Source organism: Streptomyces sp. NPDC040410, from assembly GCF_055595715.1.
In genome coordinates, this window is the sequence record NZ_JBVIVK010000024.1 from 41,990 (window position 1) to 57,980 (window position 15,991).

Consider the following 15,991-nt stretch of genomic DNA (forward strand, 5'->3'; position numbering starts at 1 on the left):
AATCCATGCTGACGCGAATCGACCACATCGGGATCGCCTGTTTCGACCTCGACAAGACCGTCGAGTTCTACCGGGCCACCTACGGCTTCGAGGTGTTCCACTCCGAGGTCAACGAGGAGCAGGGCGTGCGCGAGGCCATGCTCAAGATCAACAATGCGTCCGACGGCGGGGCTTCCTATCTGCAACTTCTGGAACCCACCCGCGAGGACTCCACCGTCGCGAAGTGGCTCGCCAAGAACGGTGAGGGCGTGCACCACATCGCTTTCGGTACGGCGGATGTCGACGCGGACGCCGCGGACATCAAGGACAAGGGCGTACGCGTTCTGTACGAGGAGCCACGGCGCGGCTCCATGGGGTCGCGGATCACCTTCCTGCACCCGAAGGATTGCCATGGAGTACTGACCGAACTGGTCACTTCGGCGCCTGTTGAGTCGCCTGAGCACTGACCCTCGTACATGTGGGCCGGTAGGGTTGGGGTCGGTCGCCGCTCCAGCAGGGGCGACCGCAGGCCGGGGTCCGGGTTTCGGGGGACGAGCGTCGGGGCAGCAGCCCATGCTCCGCCGTTGATCTGACACCATTCCCCGGGAGCCCCGTTCGGCGGATGGACGGAGCTCGTTTGGCCAGACACCGACCAGGGGACGGATGGGACCGCGCAGTGCGGGGCTACGAACGCCAGGAGCGAGAGCCGGCGGCTGACGTCGACCACCTCTCTCGGTTCGAGGCCGAGATGGATCGGCTGAAGACCGAGCGGGAAAAGGCGATCCAGCACGCCGAGGACCTCGGCTACCAGGTCGAGGTGCTGCGCGCCAAGCTGCACGAGGCGCGGCGCACCCTCATGTCCCGACCGGCCTATGACGGCGGTGACATCGGCTACCAGGCCGAACAGTTGCTCCGCAACGCCCAGATCCAGGCCGATCAGCTGCGCCAGGACGCCGAGCGCGAACTGAGCCAGGCGCGTGCGCAGACCCAGCGCATCCTCCAGGAGCACGCCGAGAACGCGGCCCGGCTCCAGGCGGAGCTGCACCAGGAGGCGGTCTCCCGCCGCCAGCAGCTGGACCAGGAACTCGCCGAGCGCCGGCAGACGGTCGAGTCGCACGTCAACGAGAACGTGGCGTGGGCGGAGCAGCTGCGCGCCCGGACCGAGCAGCAGGCCCGCCGGCTGCTCGACGAGTCGCGTGCCGAGGCCGACCAGGCACTGGCGGCCGCCCGCGCGGAGGCCGAGCGGGTCGCCGCCGAGGCCCGCCAGCGGCTGCAGAGCGAGACCGAGGCGGCCCGCGCGGAGGCCGAGCAGCTGCTGCGCCGGGCCCGCACGGACGCCGAGCGGCTGCTGAACGCCGCGTCGACGCAGGCCCAGGAGGCCACCGACCGCGCCGAGCAGCTGCGTACGTCCACCGCGTCCGAGTCGGACGCCGCCCGCCGCGAGGCCCAGGAGCTGAGCCGCACCGCCGAGCAGCGCATCGCGGCGGCCGACACGGCGGTGCGCGAGGCGCGCGCCGAGGCGGAGAAGCTCGTCACCGAGGCCAAGGAGGCAGCCGCCAAGGCGCTCGCGAGCGCCGAGTCGGCCAACGAGCAGCGCACCCGTACGGCGAAGGAGCAGGTCGCCCGGCTGGTCAGCGAGGCCACCAAGGAGGCCGAGACCACCAAGGCGGACGCTGAGCAGGCCGTCGCGGACGCCCGCGCCGAGGCCGAGAAGATCCTCGCCGAGGCCTCCGAGAAGGCCCGCAGCCTCACCGCCGAGGAGAGCGCCTCCCAGCTCGCCAAGACGGCCAAGACCGCGGAGGACGTCCTCAACAAGGCTCAGGACGACGCCCGGCAGACCACCAAGGCGGCCGCCGAGGAGGCCGAGCGGATCCGCAGGGAGGCCGAGGCCGAGGCGGACCGGCTGCGCGCCGAGGCACACGACATCGCCGAGCAGCTCAAGGGCACCGCGAAGGACGACACCAAGGAGTACCGCGCCAAGACGGTCGAGCTCCAGGAGGAGGCCCGCAGGCTGCGCGGCGAGGCCGAGCAGCTGCGCGCCGAGGCGGTCGCCGAGGGCGAGAAGATCCGCTCCGAGGCGCGCAAGGAGGCCGTCCAGCAGATCGAGGAGGCGGCCAAGACCGCCGAGGAACTGCTCTCCAAGGCGAAGGCCGACGCGGACGAGCTGCGCCAGAAGGCCACGACGGACAGCGAGAAGGTCCGTACGGAGGCCATCGAGCGGGCCACCACGCTGCGCCGCCAGGCCGAGGAGACGCTGGACCGTACCCGCAAGGAGGCCGAGCGGCACCGCGACGAGGCCGTCGAGCAGGCCGAGGGCATCCGGAACGACGCCGAGCGGGCCGCGAGCGAACTGCGCGAGGAGACCGAGCGGGCCATGGAGGCCCGCCGGGCGGAGGCCGCCGAAGGGATCGAACGGCTGCACGCTGAGGCCGAGGAGCGCCTCGCCGCCGCCGAGCAGGCGCTGACCGACGCCCGCGAGGAGGCCACACGCATCCGCCGCGAGGCACACGAGGAGACCGAGCGGCTGCGCACCGAGTCCGCCGAGCGGATCCGCTCACTCCAGGCTCAGGCCGCCGAGGAGGCCGACCGGCTGCGCACCGAGGCCGCCGCGGACGCGTCCGCCTCCCGCGCGGAGGGCGAGGCCGTCGCCGTACGCCTGCGTTCGGAGGCCGCGGCCGAGGCCGAGCGGCTGAAGTCGGAGGCGCAGGACAGCGCCGACCGGGTCCGGGCGGAGGGGCAGGCAGCCGCCGAGCGGCTGGCCGCCGAGGCGACGGAAACGCTGGCCGCGGCGCAGGAGGAGGCCGCCCGGCGCCGCCGCGAGGCCGAGGAACTCCTCGGCTCCGCCCGCGAGGAAGCCGGCCAGGAGCGCGAGCGGGCCCGCGAGCAGAGCGAGGAGCTGCTGGCCTCGGCGCGCAGGCGCGTGGACGACGCGCAGGCCGAGGCGGTACGGCTGGTCGAGGAGGCCGACCGGCGCGCCGCCGAGATGGTGTCGGCCGCCGAGCAGCACGCCCAGCAGGTACGGGACTCGGTCGCCGGGCTGCACGAGCAGGCTCAGGACGAGGTCGCCGGGCTGCGCAGCGCCGCCGAGCACGCCGCGGACCGTACCCGGCGCGAGGCGGAGGAGGAGGCGGACCGGGTCCGCACCGACGCCTACGCCGAGCGGGAGCGGGCCTCCGAGGACGCGAGCCGCGTCAGGCGTGAGGCGAACGAGGAGGCCGAGGCCGCCAAGTCGCTTGCCGAGCGCACGGTTTCGGAGGCGATCGCGGAGGCGGGGCGGCTGCGGTCGGACGCGGCCGAGCACGCCCAGCGGATCCGTACCGAGGCATCGGACACGATCGCGGAGGCCGACCAGGCTGCGGCGCGCACCCGGGCGGACGCCCGCGACGACGCCAACCGGATCCGGTCGGACGCGGCGGCGCAGGCGGACACCCTCATCACCGAGGCGCGCGCCGAGGCGGAGCGGCTCCAGTCGGAGACCGTCGCCGAGGCCGACCGGGTTCGGGCCGAGGCGATCGCCGGCGCCGAGAACCTGATCGCGGACGCCACCGGGGACGCGGAGCGGCTGCGGGCCGAGGCCGCCGAGACGGTCGGGTCGGCGCAGCAGCACGCGGAGCGGATCCGCAGCGAGTCGGAGCGCGTCAAGGCTGCCGCGGAGGCGGAGGCGGAGCGTCTGGTGAGCTCCGCGCGTGAGGAGGCCGAGCGCACGCTCGACGAGGCCCGCAATGACGCCAACAAGCGGCGCACCGAGGCGGCCGAGCAGGTCGACAAGCTCATCACCGAGACCGCGGCCGAGGCCGACAAGCTGCTCAGCGAGGCACAGCAGCAGGCCCTCAAGGCCACGGCGGACGCGGAGGCCCAGGCCGACACCATGGTCGGCGCGGCCCGCACCGAGGCCGGCCGCCTGGTGTCCGAGGCGACGGTCGAGGGCAACGCGCGCGTGGAGAAGGCACGTACGGACGCGGACGGGCTGCTCGTCGGCGCCCGCCGGGACGCCACCGCGATCAGGGAGCGCGCGGAGGAGCTGCGCGATCGGATCACGACCGAGATCGAGGCACTGCACGAGCGGGCCCGCCGCGAGGCGGCCGAGACGATGAAGTCGACCGGCGACCGCTGCGACGCGCTCATCAAGGCCGCCGAGGAGCAGCTGGCGAAGGCGCACGCGAAGGCCAAGGAGCTGGTGTCGGAGGCCAACTCCGAGGCCGGCAAGGTGCGCATCGCCGCCGTGAAGAAGGCCGAGGGGCTCCTCAAGGAGGCCGAGCAGAAGAAGGCCACGCTCGTCAGGGAGGCCGAGGAGCTCAAGGCCGAGGCGATCCGCGAGGCCAAGCGCACGGTCGAGGAGGGCAAGCGCGAGCTGGAGATCCTGGTGCGGCGCCGCGAGGACATCAACGCCGAGATCTCCCGTGTCCAGGACGTCCTGGAGGCGCTGGAGTCCTTCGAGGCCCCGGGCGCGGGCAAGGACGGCGGAGTCAAGGCGGGCGCGACGGTGGGCGCGCCCCGTTCGGGTGGCAAGGCGTCGGACGGCTAGCGGCCCGGGCTGATTCCGGTGTGGTCTGGGGCCTTTGACCGAGTTTTTGGCAAGCCGTCCGACGGTCAGCCACTCAAAAGGGGTGTCATTCTCCAGATCAAACACGTATCCGCTCGATGACACACCGCTTCGGCCCCTAGGATTCCACCTATCACCTCACCGGTCTCATTCGACAGGAACCCCATGAGCGACACTTCCCCCTACGGCTTCGAGCTTGTGCGGCGTGGGTACGACCGCGCTCAGGTGGACGAACGCATCTCGAAGCTCGTCTCCGATCGTGACAGCGCTCTGGCCCGTATCACTGCTCTGGAAAAGCGCATCGAGGAGCTCCACCTCGAGACGCAGAACGCCCAGGCACAGGTAACCGACGCCGAGCCGTCGTACGCCGGACTCGGCGCGCGCGTCGAGAAGATCCTCCGCCTCGCCGAGGAAGAGGCCAAGGATCTGCGCGAGGAGGCCCGTCGCGCTGCCGAGCAGCACCGCGAGCTCGCCGAGTCGGCGGCCCAGCAGGTCCGCAACGACGCGGAGTCGTTCGCCGCGGAGCGCAAGGCCAAGGCCGAGGACGAGGGCGTCCGGATCGTCGAGAAGGCCAAGAGTGACGCCTCCCAGCTGCGTTCCGACGCGCAGAAGGACGCGCAGTCGAAGCGTGAGGAGGCCGACGCACTCTTCGAGGAGACCCGCGCCAAGGCCGCTCAGGCCGCCGCCGACTTCGAGACGAACCTCGCCAAGCGCCGCGAGCAGTCCGAGCGCGACCTGGCCTCGCGTCAGCAGAAGGCCGAGAAGCGCCTCGCGGAGATCGAGCACCGCGCGGAGCAGCTGCGCCTGGAGGCCGAGAAGCTGCGCACCGACGCCGAGCGCCGCGCCCGCCAGACCGTCGAGACGGCGCAGCGCCAGGCCGAGGACATCGTGGCCGACGCCAACGCCAAGGCCGACCGCATCCGTTCGGAATCCGAGCGCGAGCTCGCGGCGCTGACCAACCGCCGCGACTCGATCAACGCCCAGCTGACGAACGTGCGCGAGATGCTGGCGACGCTCACGGGTGCCGCGGTGGCCGCCGCCGGTACGCCGGCCGACGACGAGCCGATCTCCCGCGGCGTTCCGGCTCAGCAGTCCCGGTAACTTCGGGCGGTACGGCAGCTGAACAACGGCGAAGCCCTCTGTCACTCCGGTGGCAGGGGGCTTTGCCGCGTTTTAGCGTGGCCGCATGATCGAGCTCGAGGGCCTGACGAAGCGGTACGGCGACAAGGTGGCGGTCAACAACCTGACGTTCACCGTCAGACCCGGCATCGTCACGGGCTTCCTCGGGCCGAACGGCGCCGGGAAGTCGACGACCATGCGGATGGTGCTCGGGCTCGACCGCCCCACCGCCGGCGATGTCCGCATCGACGGCAGGCACTACGACCATCTGAAGGACCCTCTGACGTGCATCGGCGCCCTGCTGGACGCCAAGGCCGTGCACGGCGGCCGCAGCGCCTTCAACCATCTGCTCTGTCTCGCGCAGAGCAACGGCATCCCGAGGAGCCGGGTGCACGAGGTGCTCGACACGGTCGGTCTCACCGCGGTCGCCAGGAAGAAGGCCAAGGGCTTCTCTCTCGGCATGGGACAGCGGCTCGGGATCGCGGGCGCCCTGCTCGGCGACCCACGGATCCTGATGTTCGACGAGCCGGTCAACGGCCTCGACCCCGAGGGCATCCACTGGATCCGCAACCTGATGAAGTCGCTCGCCGCCCAGGGGCGGACGGTGTTCGTGTCGAGTCACCTCATGAGCGAGATGGCGCTGACCGCCGGCCACCTCGTCGTCATCGGCCAGGGCCGGCTGCTCGCCGACACCTCCATGGCGGACTTCATCGCGCGGAACTCACGGTCCTACGTCCGTGTCCGCACCCCCCAGCGGGAACGGCTGCTCGACGTGCTGCACGGGGCCGGGATCACGGTCGTCGAGAACGGCAACGGCACACTCGAGGTGGACGGCGGCAAGCCCGAGCACATCGGGGAGCTCGCGGCCCAGCACCAGATCGTGCTGCACGAGCTGAGCCCCCAGCAGGCCTCCCTGGAGGAGGCGTTCATGCAGCTCACCGCAGAGTCGGTGGAGTACCACGCGCACACCGAGACGCCCGCCGCCCAGCGGTGGGGCGACGACTGGACAAGGAGCTGAGCATGGCGGCGATCCAGGTCGTCCGGTCCGAGTGGACCAAGATCCGGTCGGTGGCTTCCACGGTGTGGACGCTCTCCCTCGCCGTGGTCGTCACCCTCGCCCTCGGCATGCTGATCTCAGCCCTGTCGAGGAACGAGTTCGACAGCATGAGCCGCAACGACCGGCTCTCCTTCGACCCCACCTTCATCAGCTTCGCCGGGATGGGCCTCGGGCAGCTCGCGATGATCGTGTTCGGGGTGCTCGTCGTCTCGAACGAGTACAGCACCGGCATGATCCGCACCTCGCTGGCCGCCGTACCGCAGCGCGCCACCTTCCTGTTCAGCAAGATCGCGGTCGCGACCGGTCTCGCTCTCGGCGTCGGCTTGGCCACCAGCTGCCTCGCCTTCTTCCTCGGGCAGGCGATGCTCGGCTCGCACCGGGCATCGATCGGCGACCAGGGCGTCCTGCGGGCGGTCATCGGCGGCGGCCTGTACATGACACTCATCGCGATGTTCTCGATGGGCGTCGCCGCGATGCTGCGTTCGCCGATGCTGTCGCTGGGGATCCTGATGCCGTTCTTCTTCCTGATCTCCAACATCCTGGGCAACGTCTCGGCGACCGAGAAGGTCGGCCGGTTCCTGCCCGACCAGGCCGGCAGCACGATCATGCAGGTGGTCACCCCGGTCGACGACGACACACCGTACGGGCCCTGGGGCGGCCTCGGAATCATGGTGCTCTGGGTGGTCGCGGCACTTGTGGGCGGTTATGCCGTGCTCAAGAAGAGGGACGCCTAGCCAGGCCGGCGTGAAGGGAGGCCTGCTTTCTCTTGAATGGAACCGTCAGCTCCCCGATAAGCTCCTAACCCTTACGGGGGCGTGTGCCCCGCTGTCCTGAACCTTTCGATGGGTGCGGAGCATGATCGAGGCAGTCGGCCTGACCAAGCGCTACGGCGACAAGACCGCTGTGTACAACCTTTCCTTCCAGGTGCGGCCCGGTGCCGTCACCGGCTTCCTCGGGCCCAACGGCTCGGGCAAGTCGACGACGATGCGGATGATCCTCGGCCTGGACAATCCCACGTCGGGGCGGGTGACGATCGGCGGCTATCCGTACCGCAAGCTGCCGAACGCGCCCCGCCAGGTCGGCGCCCTGCTGGACGCCAAGGCCCTGCACGGCGGGCGGCACGCCCGCAACCACCTGCTGAGCCTGGCCCGGCTGTCGGGCATCCCGGCCCGGCGCGTGGACGAGGTACTGGGCGTGGTCGGGCTCCAGGACGTGGCGAAGAAGCGCTCCAAGGGCTTCTCCCTCGGCATGGGACAGCGGCTCGGCATCGCCGCCGCGCTGCTCGGCGACCCCCAGGTCCTGCTGTTCGACGAGCCGGTCAACGGCCTCGACCCGGAGGGCATCCTCTGGGTGCGGAACCTGATGAAGTCCCTCGCGGCGGAGGGACGGACCGTGTTCGTCTCCAGTCACCTCATGAGCGAGATGGCGGTGACCGCCGACCATCTGATCGTCATCGGCCGCGGACAGCTGCTCTCCGACATGAGCGTGAGGGACTTCATCTCGGCGAACTCCGCCGACTTCGCGCGCGTGCGGACGCCCGACACCGAACCGCAGCTGCGCGAGAAGCTGTCGTCCGCGCTCACCGAGGCGGGCGGCCACGTCCTGCCGGAGCAGGACGGCGCGCTGCGCGTCACGGGACTGCCGCTGCCCCGTATCAGCGACATCGCCCACGACACCGACGTACGGCTGTGGGAGCTGTCGCCGCATCAGGCCTCGCTGGAGGAGGCGTACATGCGGATGACGCAGGGCGCCGTCGACTACCGTTCGACGATCGACCAGAAGGCGGGGCTTCAGCAGCCGCTGCCGCCCGGAGCGCAGCCTCCGATGCCGGTGGCCGGGCAGGGCCAGCCGGGCTGGTACGCGCCGCCACCGCCCCAGCAGGGCGGGCAGCCCTTCGCGATGCCCCAGGGACAGCCGGGCTCACCTCCCGCGGGGCCGTACGGCGCTCCCGGCGGGGCTCCGGAGGGGCAGCCGAACCCGTACGCGCAGCCGGCTCCCGCGGCCCAGCAGGCGCCGCAGGTACCGGCCCCGGCCCAGCCGCCCGCCGCCCCCGCGCAGCCCTCCGCCGCCGCCCCCGCCGCCGACCTGACCAAGCCCGAGGACGCCCGATGAGCACCCCCCAGCCCCCGATGCCGCAGGCCGGCCCCGCCTGGCAGGCGGCGCCCGGATCGTCGTACCCCACCTACACCTCGCCGATCCCCGTGGTGCGCACGCACCTGGGGCACGCGCTCGCCTCGGAGTGGACGAAGATCAAGTCGGTGCGCTCCACCATGTGGACGCTCGGCGTGTTCGTCCTGCTCGTCGTCGGTATCGGGCTGCTGACCGGCGCGCTGGTCGGCTCCTCGGACTCGGTGTCGGGCGAGAACCCGCTGTCGATGGGCTTCTTCGGGCTCCTGCTGGGCAGCATGTGCCTCATCACGCTCGGCGTGCTGACCACGGCCTCGGAGTACGGCACCGGCATGATCCGCACCACCATGACCGCCTGCCCCAGCCGCGGGCGGGTGCTCGCGGCCAAGGCGCTCGTGTTCTTCGCGGTCGCGTTCGTGGTCACGCTGACCGCCTCCGTCTTCGTCGCCCTCATGGAGATCCCGCTGCTGGACGGCACCGGTGCGAAGGACCCGTCGGGCGAGGAATGGCTGAAGGGCACGGTCGGTGTCTCGCTCTACCTCGCGCTGCTCGGACTGCTCTCGCTTGTCGTCGGCTCGATCATCCGGCACTCGGCGGGCGCCATCACCATCATGATCGGCACCGTGCTCGCCCCTCTGGTGATCGCCCTGTTCATGTTCTCCTCCTCGCTGGAGGACGTGCGCCAGGCCCTGTTCGAGTACTCGATCCCGAGCCAGCTCAGCGTCTTCTACTCGAACTCGCTCACCGAGTCGGGTCCGTCCGGCTGGGAACCCTTGTGGATCATCCTCGGCGTGACCGCCGTAGCGTTCGCGGGCGCGTACGCGCTGCTGGAGAAGCGGGACGTCTGAGCCCCGGTACCGGCCAGAACGCAGGACACTAGAACTTCGGCGCGTTACGGGACCGCTGCACCCGCGTGGTGCGGCGGTCCTTCGCGTTCCAGCACGCCTTGTGCCAGTGGCGGCGGTCGTCGACGCCCACGTGCCCTGGCCAGGCCACGACGTGCGGGACACCGGAGGGGATCATCTGGTCGCAGCCGGGGCAGCGGTACGTCTTGCCCTGCGCGCTCGCGCCCGCAACATGGCGCACGCTCCACTCCTCGCCCTGCCAGCTCTCCGTGGACTCGAAACCGCCGTAGCGGCCCGCGCTGTCGTCCTCGGCGCTCCGGCCGGACGAGCCGGCACCCTTGGGTCGGTTGCGACGCGGGGACACGGGACACCTCACGGGGCTGTACAGGATGCAGGGGCCGTGTCCAGCCTACGCGGCGCGGACCGGGGTACGCGTAGGGCACCAACCCCCACAAGTCCCCCTCACGGACCACCCATTCTGCAGACAATCCGCCAATCCCTCCAACAGGCCGTGTCCTCGGCACGTGTCAGACGGTTATGCCCGGTGGGGGAGCTCCGCGTCGGAGCCAAGGAAGCAGGAAAAGCAATGCGCGTTGGAAGTTTCGTGTTGGCTGCCCAGTTCCCGGGGCAGGGCCAGGGGGAGGCGCTGCACCGCGCGGTCCGCTCGGCCGAGGTGGCCGAACAGGCGGGTCTCGACACGGTCTGGCTGGCCGAGCACCACTTCGGGCCGTACGGCACGTGTCCGTCGGCGATCACACTGGCCGCCTTACTGCTGGGCCGCACCCGCCGCCTCCGGGTGGGCACCGCGGTCAGCGTACTGCCGACCGCCCACCCCGTGGCCCTCGGCGAGCAGGCCGCGCTGCTGCACGTGACGAGCGGCGGGCGCTTCTCGCTGGGCGTGGGGCGCGGCGGGCCGTGGGTCGACCTGGAGGTGTTCGGCATGGGCCTTCAGGCGTACGAGGAGGGGTTCCCGGAATCACTCGATCTGCTGGTGCGCTGGTTGCGCGAGCCGTCGGTGGCAGCCGCCGGGGAACGCTTCCGCTTCCGTGAAGTCCCCGTCGTACCAAGGCCGTCGGAGTCCCTGTCAGAGGCGGCGGGACCCGAGGTCGTCGTCGCCTGCACCTCCCCGGCGAGCGTGCGTCTCGCGGCCGAGCGCCGGCTGCCGATGCTGCTCGGGATGCATGTGGGGGACGAGGAGAAGGCGGAGATGGTCGCCCTGTGGCGCAGGCACGCGCGCGCGGCCGGGTGGCCCGCGCAGCAGGTTCTCGGCGCCGCCCATGTCTCGGCCGGTGTCTGCCAGATCGCGGACCGGCGCACGGACGCGGTCGAGACGCTGACGAAGGCGATGCCGGGCTGGCTGAAACAGGGCCTGGAGGCCCATGTGACGGTTGACGGACGCCGGCGCGCGATGCGCGACCCGCTGGCCTACACCGAACTGCTCTGCGGACTGCACCCGGTGGGCACCCCGAGGCTGTGCGCCGACCGGCTCGCGGCGACGAGCGAGCGGACCGGCATCTCACGCTTCGCCCTGCTCGTCGAGGGTTCGGGAGACCTGGCGGCGACCGAGGAGAACGTACGGCGGCTGGGAGCCGAGGTGCTCCCCCACCTCGGCTGAACGTACCCCGCGGGGAGCTTGCCGCCCCGGTACTGAATGCACCTCCCGCGTACGGAGCGGCAAGCAAGCGGCTGTCTGCGTCAGCAGTCCCGGAACTCCGGCGACTGGTTGAGCAGTTGACTGCGTACCGAGGTGAAGCGGGTCAGCGTCTCGTCGACCGAGGAGTCCAACGGGAACACCGCCACCCGGTGGCAGTTCTGGAAGGCCAGCCGCACACCGAAGTGCCGTTGCAGCGCGCCGCGTATCGCGTCACTGGCAAGCGCGCGCAGCAGCTGACCGCGTGCCTGCTCGTCCGGCGGGGGCGTCTGGTTGTCGGCGAACTTGCCGCCGTCCACCTTCAGCTGGGCCACCAGGGAGCTGATCATCTCCCATGCGTAGGGCAGGGAGGTCCGGACGCAGTCGACGAATTCTGCTTCGTCGACCTCGCCTCGCTCGGCCTTTTCGAGTAGGGCCGGTGAGACGTCGAGCGACATGGGTTCTCCTCTCGCACCCCCGAACAGCGGGGGTTGCCGGACAGATAAGGGAGTTCACGATGCTGAACACGCTGAGTACACAACTCGCGACCTCCCGTTTATACGGTAAGCAACCGCCGGGGGTGGCACCAGGAGAATGCGTACATAGGGAGTCCTCAATGGGCACACAATCGGCCACAAATGAACAGGGAGCGTCCTGGGTTTTCCAGGGCGAATCGCGTGGACCCGTGCCCGTCGAGTAGCGTTGCCGACCATGCGTCTCGTCATTGCCCGATGCTCCGTCGACTACGCGGGCCGGCTCACCGCCCACCTCCCCTCGGCACCCCGCCTGATCCTCGTGAAGGCGGACGGCAGCGTCTCGATCCACGCGGACGACCGGGCCTACAAGCCCCTGAACTGGATGTCCCCGCCCTGCACGCTGAGGGAGGGGGCCGGCGAGGAGGAGGGCGTCTGGACGGTCGTCAACAAGGCGGGCGAGAAGCTCATCATCACCATGGAGGAGGTCCTCCACGACTCCTCGCACGAACTGGGCGTGGACCCGGGCCTGATCAAGGACGGCGTGGAAGCACACCTCCAGGAACTGCTCGCCGACCGCATCGACACCCTCGGCGAGGGCTACACCCTCATCCGCCGCGAGTACATGACGGCCATCGGACCGGTCGACATCCTGTGCCGGGACGCCGAGGGGCAGACCGTCGCGGTCGAGATCAAACGGCGCGGCGAGATCGACGGCGTGGAACAGCTCACGCGCTACCTGGAGCTGCTGAACCGCGATCCCCATCTCGCCCCGGTCCGTGGCATCTTCGCCGCACAGGAGATCAAGCCGCAGGCCCGCGTCCTCGCCACGGACCGCGGCATCGGCTGCCAGGTCCTGGACTACGACGCGCTGCGGGGCATCGAGGACGACAAGCTGCGGCTGTTCTGACGGTTCCACGGCGTCGTACGGCACAAGAGGGCCGGGTCCGTTGCACGGACCCGGCCCTCTTGTGCCGAGCGGGGCGTCAGATCACGGCGTCCGAGCTGCTGGGCGAACCCGTGCCGCTGCTCGTGCTCGGCGAGGCGCCGGCCGAGCTGCTGGTGGTGGCAGGGGCGCTGGAGGAGGCGGGGCCGCTGGCCGAGTCGGAGGTGGACGGCGTTGTCGTCGTCGAGGGCGACGGTGACGTGGACGGCGAGGTGGACGGCGATGTCGACGGCGACGTGGACGGGTTGCCCGAACTCGACGACGGCTTCGGCGACGTCGACGTCGGCCTGGACGTCGGCGAGTGCGACGGCGGCCTGGACGGCGAGCTCGACGAGCCCCCCGATCCCTTGGTCCCGCTCGGATCGTCCGAAGGCTCACCCGTGTCCGCCGGCGTCGGATCGTCGGACGTGCCGAGGGTGCCGTCCGGGCCGGGGTCGGTCGGCCGGCTCGTCGCGGTGCCGGTGTCGCCGGAGCCGTCCTCGCCCGCCTTGTCGGCGCCCAGGCTGTCGTCACCGGCGTCCTGGCTGGCGGACGGGTTGACGCCGACCTTCTCGGACGGGTTGTTCGGGTCGTTGTCGGAGGTGGCACCGAGCGTCACCACCGTGCCGAGCACGGCCACGAGCAGGGCGCCCGCGCCGGCCGCCACGAGGTTGCGGCGGGCGTAGCTTCGCAGGCCGCCCCGGCCCTTGTGCGCGGGTGAGGGCGTGGGCGCGGCCGATGCCCGGTGGGTGACCAGGGTCGAGATGTCGTCGGCCGACGGCACTACGGTCGGGAAGGCCGTCGGTACCCCGCGGGAAGGCGACGCCGACTCCTCGCCCTGCGCCTCGGGCACCGCCTCGCTGACGATGGAGCCGATACCGAAAGCCGTACCGACGGCGGGAGCGGTGCCGGAGAGGTCGGCGACCAGGGTGAGGGCGCGGCGGCCGGCGACGGTGCCCCGCTTGTCGGCGCCGCGCAGGCCGGTGGCGGCCTCCAGTTCGGTGCGGGCCGTCTCGAGGTGTCCTTCGCAGAGCGAAAGTATGCCCAGCTCGTGGTGGAAGTAGGCCTGTTCGGTGACCTCCTCGGCGAGCCGGGCCGCCTCGGCGCCGTGGCGCAGCGCCTGCTCCCAGGCGCTCCAGTGCAGGCCCGCCGCGAACGCGGGCGCCGCCGTGCGGGCCAGCTGCACGATGGCGCTCTCCTCGCCCTCGGCGGGCGCGGTCGTGGAGGGCACGAGGACGCCGAGGGCGGCGAGCAGTGCGTCGGCCTCGGCGCACACGCGCTCCGGGGTGACCGAGGGGTGTCCGGCCCACCAGGCGTAGTGCTGGGCGGCGGTGAGGGCATTGGCAGCGGCCTCGGTGCCGTAGCCGGCGGCCTCCAGCTGTGCCTGTACGCCGGCGGCGAGCCGGTAGCGGGCGCCGACCGGGGAGACCAGCCCGCTGGCGGCGAGCTCGCCGAGCGCGGCGTCGGCGTGGGTGTCGCCGACGAGCGCGGGCAGGTGCGCCTGGTGCGGGACCTCTCCGCGAAGAGCGACGGCGAAGCCCAGGGTGGCGCGCGCCGAGGCACTGAGCCGAGAGGCGAGCAGAGGGGCGGGCGCGGCGGCCTCGCCGAGGGAGGGCAGCGGGACGTTCTCGGTGTCGTCGGCTTCGCCTACGTGGGGGGCGTCGGCCGGGGGCACGTCCGCGAAGACGCCGAACTCGTCGACGGCGTTCGCGCCGGCCCGCAGTTCGTCGCGCCGGCGCAGCAGGGCGCCGGCCTGGACGAAGCGCAGCGGCAGGCCCTCGGACTCGAACCAGAGGTCGCCGGCCCAGTTGGCCTCCTCCTCGGTGAGGGAGCGGCCGACGGCATGCTCCAGGAGGTCCAGGCCGTCGGCCCGGTCGAGGCCGCCGAGGAAGACCTCCTCGACGGCGGAGTCGGCGGACGGGGCGGGCACGTCGGGCGTCGCGCTGATCAGGAAGGCGCACTCGGGGGTCGCCTCGATCAGCGCGTCGAGGGCGGCGCCGCCGAACTCGATGTCGTCGAGGACGACGACGGCGCCGATCTCCCGGAGGTGTGCGCGCAGTTCGTCCCGGCCGGGGCGGTGCAAGGGCGCGTCGTAGACGGCGTAGAAGAGGTCGTGGAGCAGGTCGTCCGTGGTGCGGTGGAAGCCGGTGAGGCGGACGACGCCGTCGGGGGCGAGGTCCGCGCAGTCCTCGGCGACGACGTCGAGGAGGCGGGTGCGGCCGGCGCCTGCCGGGCCGGTGAGGCGTACGGAGCGGCCGCGGGCGAGCAGGCGCACCAGGCGCTCGCGCTCGTCCTGGCGGGCGAGGAGCGGCAGCTTGGGCGGTGTCGGCCCGGCCGGAGTGGGCGGCTTGGCGGCGCGGGCGACCTCGGCACGCTGGGCGGCCGTGGACTTGCCGGGGCGCTCGGGGCGCTCCCCGGGCGGGCAGGCCTCTATCTCGCTGCCGTCCACGGGGTTGACGGTGAGCAGGAAGTCGCCGGAGACGAGCTGCACCGTGCGGGCGAGCGTGGGCGCACTGTGGCCGAAGTCCGATGTGAGGGATTCCCTGGGCGGGCGCTGGCGGGGCGCGCCGCCGTCGCCCCCGTGGCCGTACTCCTCGGGCTCCCGGTTGTTCGGGTCCATAGGTCCAAGCCCCCCAAAAGCGTCGTGTGCCAAGCCCCTCCCGGCCTTGCCGCACACCGCGCTGTCGCTTCTGGTCCGGACCCGCTCAAGGGTTGTCAGGGAGCGGGCGACCGAACCTTAAACCGTCAGTCAGTATCTCCGACAGTCCGGGGTACCGCGCAGTCCGAGACGTCACAGTCTCATGAGGATTGCGCGCGACGTACGTTTCACAACGGGCCGCCCGGGTCCCTTTCCCTCTCCGCATGACACTCCCGGGGGACGTGTCACACCCTGGGCAGGGACTCCACCCCGATGCCGCCCTCGATCGCCAGGATCCGGTGCAGCCGGGTGGCCACCAGCAGGCGCTGCATCTGCGGCGGTACGCCCCGCAGGACGAGCCGTCGGCCGCAGCGGCCGGCCCGTCGGTGTGCTCCCATGATCACCCCGAGCCCGGTGGCGTCCCAGGAGTCCAGCTCGGACAGGTCGAGCACGAGGTCGCCGGCTCCGTCGTCGACGGCCGAGTGCAGGACCGTACGGGCGTCCGCCGCGCTACGGACGTCGAGGCGGCCCCCGACGACCAGCTCGGCGTGGTCGCCCCTGATGAACATATGCGCTCCCCGTGAGTGCTTCTGGTGCTCCACGATGTGATGTCAGGTGATGCAACCTCTGACGGCGTGAGGCCCTCAGAGGTTGC

The 15,991-nt window shown here is 71.6% G+C and carries 13 protein-coding genes; 9 read left to right on the forward strand and 4 right to left on the reverse strand.

Annotation, left to right across the window (positions count from 1 at the left end):
- Positions 1-5 precede the first annotated feature (5 nt).
- The 7 genes from mce to ACZ562_RS32875 all read left to right on the forward strand — a co-directional run bounded on the left by mce (position 6) and on the right by ACZ562_RS32875 (position 9,673).
- Positions 6-446, forward strand: coding sequence for a methylmalonyl-CoA epimerase (gene mce, locus ACZ562_RS32845; protein ID WP_471186752.1), 441 nt, complete (start codon positions 6-8; stop codon positions 444-446).
- A gap of 209 nt (positions 447-655) precedes the next feature.
- Positions 656-4,504, forward strand: coding sequence for a polarized growth protein Scy (gene scy / locus ACZ562_RS32850; RefSeq protein WP_471186755.1), 3,849 nt, complete (start codon positions 656-658; stop codon positions 4,502-4,504).
- 183 nt (positions 4,505-4,687) lie between these two features.
- Positions 4,688-5,623: a cellulose-binding protein gene (locus ACZ562_RS32855; protein WP_471186757.1), complete on the forward strand. Its 936-nt coding sequence runs from the start codon at positions 4,688-4,690 to the stop codon at positions 5,621-5,623.
- A gap of 85 nt (positions 5,624-5,708) precedes the next feature.
- Positions 5,709-6,659, forward strand: a complete 951-nt coding sequence (locus ACZ562_RS32860; protein ID WP_471186760.1) for an ABC transporter ATP-binding protein — start codon at positions 5,709-5,711, stop codon at positions 6,657-6,659.
- A gap of 2 nt (positions 6,660-6,661) precedes the next feature.
- On the forward strand, positions 6,662-7,432 hold the full coding sequence (locus tag ACZ562_RS32865; RefSeq protein ID WP_471186763.1) for an ABC transporter permease: 771 nt from the start codon (positions 6,662-6,664) through the stop codon (positions 7,430-7,432).
- Positions 7,433-7,553: 121 nt separating this feature from the next.
- Positions 7,554-8,810 (forward strand): ABC transporter ATP-binding protein, encoded by a 1,257-nt coding sequence (locus ACZ562_RS32870; RefSeq protein WP_471186766.1) that lies wholly within the window; start codon positions 7,554-7,556, stop codon positions 8,808-8,810.
- Complete coding sequence (locus ACZ562_RS32875) at positions 8,807-9,673, forward strand: ABC transporter permease (RefSeq protein WP_471186769.1); 867 nt, start codon at positions 8,807-8,809, stop codon at positions 9,671-9,673. Before ACZ562_RS32870 ends, ACZ562_RS32875 begins: the two co-directional genes overlap by 4 nt.
- A 28-nt stretch (positions 9,674-9,701) precedes the next feature.
- On the opposite strand, the gene ACZ562_RS32880 is transcribed toward ACZ562_RS32875, so the two are convergent.
- A complete protein-coding gene (locus tag ACZ562_RS32880; RefSeq protein ID WP_471186772.1) occupies positions 9,702-10,034 on the reverse strand; it encodes an ATP/GTP-binding protein in 333 nt (110 codons plus the stop codon).
- 222 nt (positions 10,035-10,256) lie between these two features.
- Between ACZ562_RS32880 and ACZ562_RS32885 the strand changes: the two genes are divergently transcribed.
- Complete coding sequence (locus ACZ562_RS32885; RefSeq protein WP_471186775.1) at positions 10,257-11,285, forward strand: LLM class flavin-dependent oxidoreductase; 1,029 nt, start codon at positions 10,257-10,259, stop codon at positions 11,283-11,285.
- A gap of 80 nt (positions 11,286-11,365) precedes the next feature.
- On the opposite strand, the gene ACZ562_RS32890 is transcribed toward ACZ562_RS32885, so the two are convergent.
- A complete protein-coding gene (locus ACZ562_RS32890; protein WP_471186778.1) occupies positions 11,366-11,758 on the reverse strand; it encodes an SCO5389 family protein in 393 nt (130 codons plus the stop codon).
- Between the two features lie 253 nt (positions 11,759-12,011).
- On the opposite strand from ACZ562_RS32890, the gene nucS reads away from it, so the two are divergent.
- A complete protein-coding gene (gene nucS / locus ACZ562_RS32895) occupies positions 12,012-12,683 on the forward strand; it encodes an endonuclease NucS (RefSeq protein WP_471186781.1) in 672 nt (223 codons plus the stop codon).
- Between the two features lie 76 nt (positions 12,684-12,759).
- Here nucS and ACZ562_RS32900 read toward each other — a convergent pair whose 3' ends face one another.
- Positions 12,760-15,318, reverse strand: coding sequence for an ATP-binding protein (locus ACZ562_RS32900; RefSeq protein WP_471186784.1), 2,559 nt, complete (start codon positions 15,316-15,318; stop codon positions 12,760-12,762).
- A 263-nt stretch (positions 15,319-15,581) separates the two neighbouring features.
- The gene (locus ACZ562_RS32905) at positions 15,582-15,905 is read right to left on the reverse strand and encodes an STAS domain-containing protein (protein WP_471186787.1); all 324 of its coding nucleotides are present in this window, start codon (positions 15,903-15,905) and stop codon (positions 15,582-15,584) included.
- Positions 15,906-15,991: the final 86 nt, after the last annotated feature.

What these genes read in the sequence shown, in the direction of transcription:
- mce (WP_471186752.1), top strand. Translation starts at nt 6, where the DNA reads ATGCTGACGCGAATCGACCACATCGGGATCGCCTGTTTCGACCTCGAC.
- ACZ562_RS32855 (WP_471186757.1), top strand. Translation starts at nt 4,688, where the DNA reads ATGAGCGACACTTCCCCCTACGGCTTCGAGCTTGTGCGGCGTGGGTAC.
- ACZ562_RS32860 (WP_471186760.1), top strand. Translation starts at nt 5,709, where the DNA reads ATGATCGAGCTCGAGGGCCTGACGAAGCGGTACGGCGACAAGGTGGCG.
- ACZ562_RS32865 (WP_471186763.1), top strand. Translation starts at nt 6,662, where the DNA reads ATGGCGGCGATCCAGGTCGTCCGGTCCGAGTGGACCAAGATCCGGTCG.
- ACZ562_RS32870 (WP_471186766.1), top strand. Translation starts at nt 7,554, where the DNA reads ATGATCGAGGCAGTCGGCCTGACCAAGCGCTACGGCGACAAGACCGCT.
- ACZ562_RS32875 (WP_471186769.1), top strand. Translation starts at nt 8,807, where the DNA reads ATGAGCACCCCCCAGCCCCCGATGCCGCAGGCCGGCCCCGCCTGGCAG.
- ACZ562_RS32885 (WP_471186775.1), top strand. Translation starts at nt 10,257, where the DNA reads ATGCGCGTTGGAAGTTTCGTGTTGGCTGCCCAGTTCCCGGGGCAGGGC.
- ACZ562_RS32890 (WP_471186778.1), bottom strand. Translation starts at nt 11,758, where the DNA reads ATGTCGCTCGACGTCTCACCGGCCCTACTCGAAAAGGCCGAGCGAGGC.
- nucS (WP_471186781.1), top strand. Translation starts at nt 12,012, where the DNA reads ATGCGTCTCGTCATTGCCCGATGCTCCGTCGACTACGCGGGCCGGCTC.
- ACZ562_RS32900 (WP_471186784.1), bottom strand. Translation starts at nt 15,318, where the DNA reads ATGGACCCGAACAACCGGGAGCCCGAGGAGTACGGCCACGGGGGCGAC.
- ACZ562_RS32905 (WP_471186787.1), bottom strand. Translation starts at nt 15,905, where the DNA reads ATGTTCATCAGGGGCGACCACGCCGAGCTGGTCGTCGGGGGCCGCCTC.